Below are 3670 nucleotides of genomic sequence, written 5' to 3' on the forward strand. Positions count from 1 at the left end.
CTGAGATCTCAGGGAGCGCGGGCCCGGCCCTTCACGGTCGGTGCGTCAGGCCGACAGCCAGTCCGTCACGGCCCGTGCGGTCGTTCCGGCGTGCTCCTCCATCATGGTGAAGTGGTTGCCGGGCACGTCCAGCGCGGTGTGCGCCGGATCCCAGTACGCGCGCCAGTCGCCGCCCTCACCACGGGTCCAGTCGAACAGCCGCTCCCCGGCCCGCACCAGCAGCGTCGAAGTCTTGATCTCACGCGGCCGCCACTCGCCGAAGAGCCTGAAGTAGGCGCCCATCGCCAGCAGCCGGGCGTCGTCGACCGGCACATAGCTCTCGCGCCGCTCGTCCACCCCCGCGGTCAGGCCGGGCTGGATGCCGGTGGCAGCGTCCGCGTCGTGGGAGTAGATGTCGAGCAGCACGAGCGCCTCGGGGAAGACACCGCCGCTCTCCAGCCGCGCGGTCACCTCGTGCGCCAGCATGCCGCCCGAGGAGTGGCCCAGCAGCACGAACGGACCGCCGTCCGCCTGCCGCAGCACCGCCTCGGCCAGCACCTCGACCACCGCCTCCGCGGTGGCCGGGAGCTGTTCCCCGGCCACGAAGCCGGGGTTGGCCATGGCCCAGACGTCCCGGTGGCCGCGGAAGCCGGCGGCGAACCGCGCGTACTGGTGCGGGCCAGAGATGGACAGGATCGAGGAGAAGCAGATCAGCGCAGGTGGCACCGACTCCGCCTCGCCGCGCGAGAGCCGCACCGGAGTGGGGGTCCGGGTCAGCTCGGCAGCGCTGCCGAAGGACGGTCGGAATCGCGAGACGTCCATCAGCAGGCGGGTGAATTCCTCCTGCCGCCCGGACTCCCCGGCCTCCCGCAGCATCGAGCCGAACACACCGGCCTGCCCGGCATCACCGGCCGGCTCCATCCCCGCGTCCGCCGGGGTGGCGGAACCGGTCACCGCGTCAGCCAGCTGGACCAGCATGTGCCGGGCGACGAGGGTGGGTGTGCCGTGGTCGAACAGCAGCGTCGGGGGCAGCCGCAGCCCGCTGGCCGCGTTGAGCCGGTTACGCAGCTCCACCGCGGTCAGCGAGTCGAAGCCCAGCTCCAGAAAGCCGCGGTCGGCCCCGATGGCGTCGGCGTCCGCGAAGCCCAGAACGACCGCGGCCTGCGCGGAGACCAGCTCCCGCAGCGCGCCTTCCCGCTCGGCCTCGGCGAGCCCGGCCAGCCGCTGCGCCAGCGAGGGGCCGGCGAGGTCCAGGGGGGCGGCCTCGACCGTACGCCGCCGGGCTCCGCGCACCAGACCGCGGAAGACGGCGGGCAGCGCGCCCACGTCGGCCTGGGCGCGCAGCGGCGCGAGGTCCAGATGCAGGGGAATCAGCAGCGACTCCCCCTCCACCGCCCACGCCGCATCGAACAGCTCCAGACCGTCCGCCGAGGACAGCGGCGCCATCCCGGAACGCGCCATGCGCTGCACGTCCGCGTCCGCCATGTCGCCGGTCATCGCCGAGCGTTGCTCCCACAGGCCCCAGGCCAGAGAGAGCGCGGGCAGGCCGGCGGCCCGCCGGTGCTGGGCGAGCGCGTCCAGGAAGACGTTGGCGGCCGCGTAGTTGCCCTGGCCCGGCGCGCCGAAGGTACCGGCCGCGGAAGAGAACAGCACGAACGCGGTCAGGTCCAGGCCGCGGGTCAGCTCGTGCAGGTTCCGCGCCGCGTCCACCTTCGAGCGGAAGACGGTGTCGATCCGGTCCGGGGTGAGCGCCGGGATCAGCCCGTCGTCCAGCACCCCGGCGGTGTGCAGCACCGCCCGCAGCGGACGCTCCGCCGGCACCTCGGCCAGCAGCCGCGCCAGTGCGTCACGGTCGGCGGCGTCGCAGGCCGCGACGGTCACCTCGGCGCCCTGCGCCCGCAGTTCGTCGACCAGCTCGGGCACACCCGCGGCCCGGTCGCCGCGCCTGCTGGTGAGCAGCAGGCGCCGCACCCCGCGTTCGGCGACCAGATGCCGGGCCAGCAGCCCGCCGAGGACCCCGGTGGCGCCGGTGATCAGCACCGTGCCCGCCGGGTCGAACTCCGGTGCACGTTCCGGCGTCTCGGCCGCCACCCGCGTCAGCCGCGGCACGTGCAGAGCGCCGGTGCGGAGCGCGAGCTGCGGCTCGCCGGAGGCCGCCGCGGTGGGCAACGCGCGCCAGGACGCCTCGTCGCCGTCCAGGTCCAATAGCAGGAACCGGTCCGGGTTCTCCGTCTGCGCGGTGCGCACCAGGCCCCACACGGGGGCGTGCGCCAGGTCGGACACGTCCGCGTCGGCGGTGGTGGCCACGGCGCCACGGGTGACGAACGCCAGCCTGGCCCCGGCGAAGCTCTCCTCCGCGAGCCACGACTGCACATCCGCCAGCGCGGCATGTGCGGCCCGTCCGGCCTCCTCCGCCATGTCTCCGACCGCCTCCGCGGCACAAGGAACCAGGACGAGCGCGGGCACGGGCCTGCCGGAGGCGATCACCGCAGCGAGCTCCGCGAGGTCCGCATGGCTCTCGCAGCCGATCCCGGCCGCCTCCAGCGCGGCACCCAGGCCCAGACCGTCGGTGCCGACCAGCGCCCACGGCGCGGTGGGCCGCGATGCGGCAGCCGGGGCGGGCAGGGCCGGCCACTCCAACCGGAACAGCGAGTCGTGGTAGGCAATCCGGGCCGCGCGCAGTTGCTCGGGCGCGATGCGCCGCAGTACCAGCGAGTCGACGGTCATGACCACACCGCCGGCCTCGTCGGCCACCGTCAGGGCGACCGCGTCCGGCCCGGCCGGGGTGATACGCACCCGCAGCGCCGAGGCGCCCGCGGCGTGCAGGCCGACTCCGCTCCAGGAGAACGGCAGCCGGATGCCGTCCGTGTCCGTACCGAGGAAGTCGCCGAGCGCCACGCCGTGCAGCGCGGCGTCCAGCAGCGCCGGGTGCAGCCCGAACAGGGCGGCGTCGGAACGCTGCTTGTCCGGCAGCCGCAGTTCGGCGAAGACCTCGTCGCCCCGCCGCCAGGCGGCCCGCAGCCCCTGGAACGCCGGGCCGTAGCCGAACCCGCCGTCCGCGAACCGCTCGTACAGCTCGTCCACCTCGATCGCGACGGCTTCCGCCGGCGGCCAGACCGACAGTTCCCCGGTCGGCTGCCCCGCCGCGTCGGCCACGAGTACACCGCCGGCGTTGCGGCTCCACGGCTGGTCCGCCCGGTCCTCGACGCCTGCCCGCTGCTCCGCGCGGGAGTGGATCTCCAGAGTCCGGCGCCCGGTGGAGTCGGCGGCACCGACGATCAGCCGCAGCTGGACCCCGCCGCGCTCCGGCAGGATCAGCGGCGCCTCCAGCGTCAGTTCCTCCAGCAGGTCGCAGTCGACCTGGTCGCCGGCGCGCACCGCCAGCTCGACGAAGGCCGTGCCCGGCACCAGTACGGTGCCCGCGACAGCGTGGTCGGCGAGCCAGGGGTGGGTCTGGAGCGAGAGCCGCCCGGTCAGCAGCACACCGTCCGAGTCCGGCAGGTCGACGGACGCGCCCAGCAGCGGGTGCCCGGCGGCGCCGAGCCCGGCGGAGGAGACGTCGCCCATCGCCGAGGCCGGGACTTCGATCCAGTAGCGCTGGTGCTGGAAGGCGTAGGTGGGCAGCTCGACACGCTGTGCGCCCATACCCCCGTACACCGTGTCCCAGTCGACGCTCACGCCACGTGTCCAC

At 74.7% G+C, this 3670-nt stretch carries 1 protein-coding gene; it reads right to left on the minus strand.

Features of this window, described 5'->3' with window-relative positions:
- Positions 1-45 precede the first annotated feature (45 nt).
- Positions 46-3657 carry a type I polyketide synthase gene (locus ABTZ94_RS36720; protein WP_351207668.1) on the minus strand — a complete coding sequence of 1204 codons (3612 nt, stop codon included), beginning with the start codon at positions 3655-3657 and terminating at the stop codon, positions 46-48.
- Positions 3658-3670 lie beyond the last annotated feature (13 nt).

This window comes from Streptomyces sp. NPDC002785, from assembly GCF_040295565.1.
Classification (GTDB): domain Bacteria; phylum Actinomycetota; class Actinomycetes; order Streptomycetales; family Streptomycetaceae; genus Streptomyces.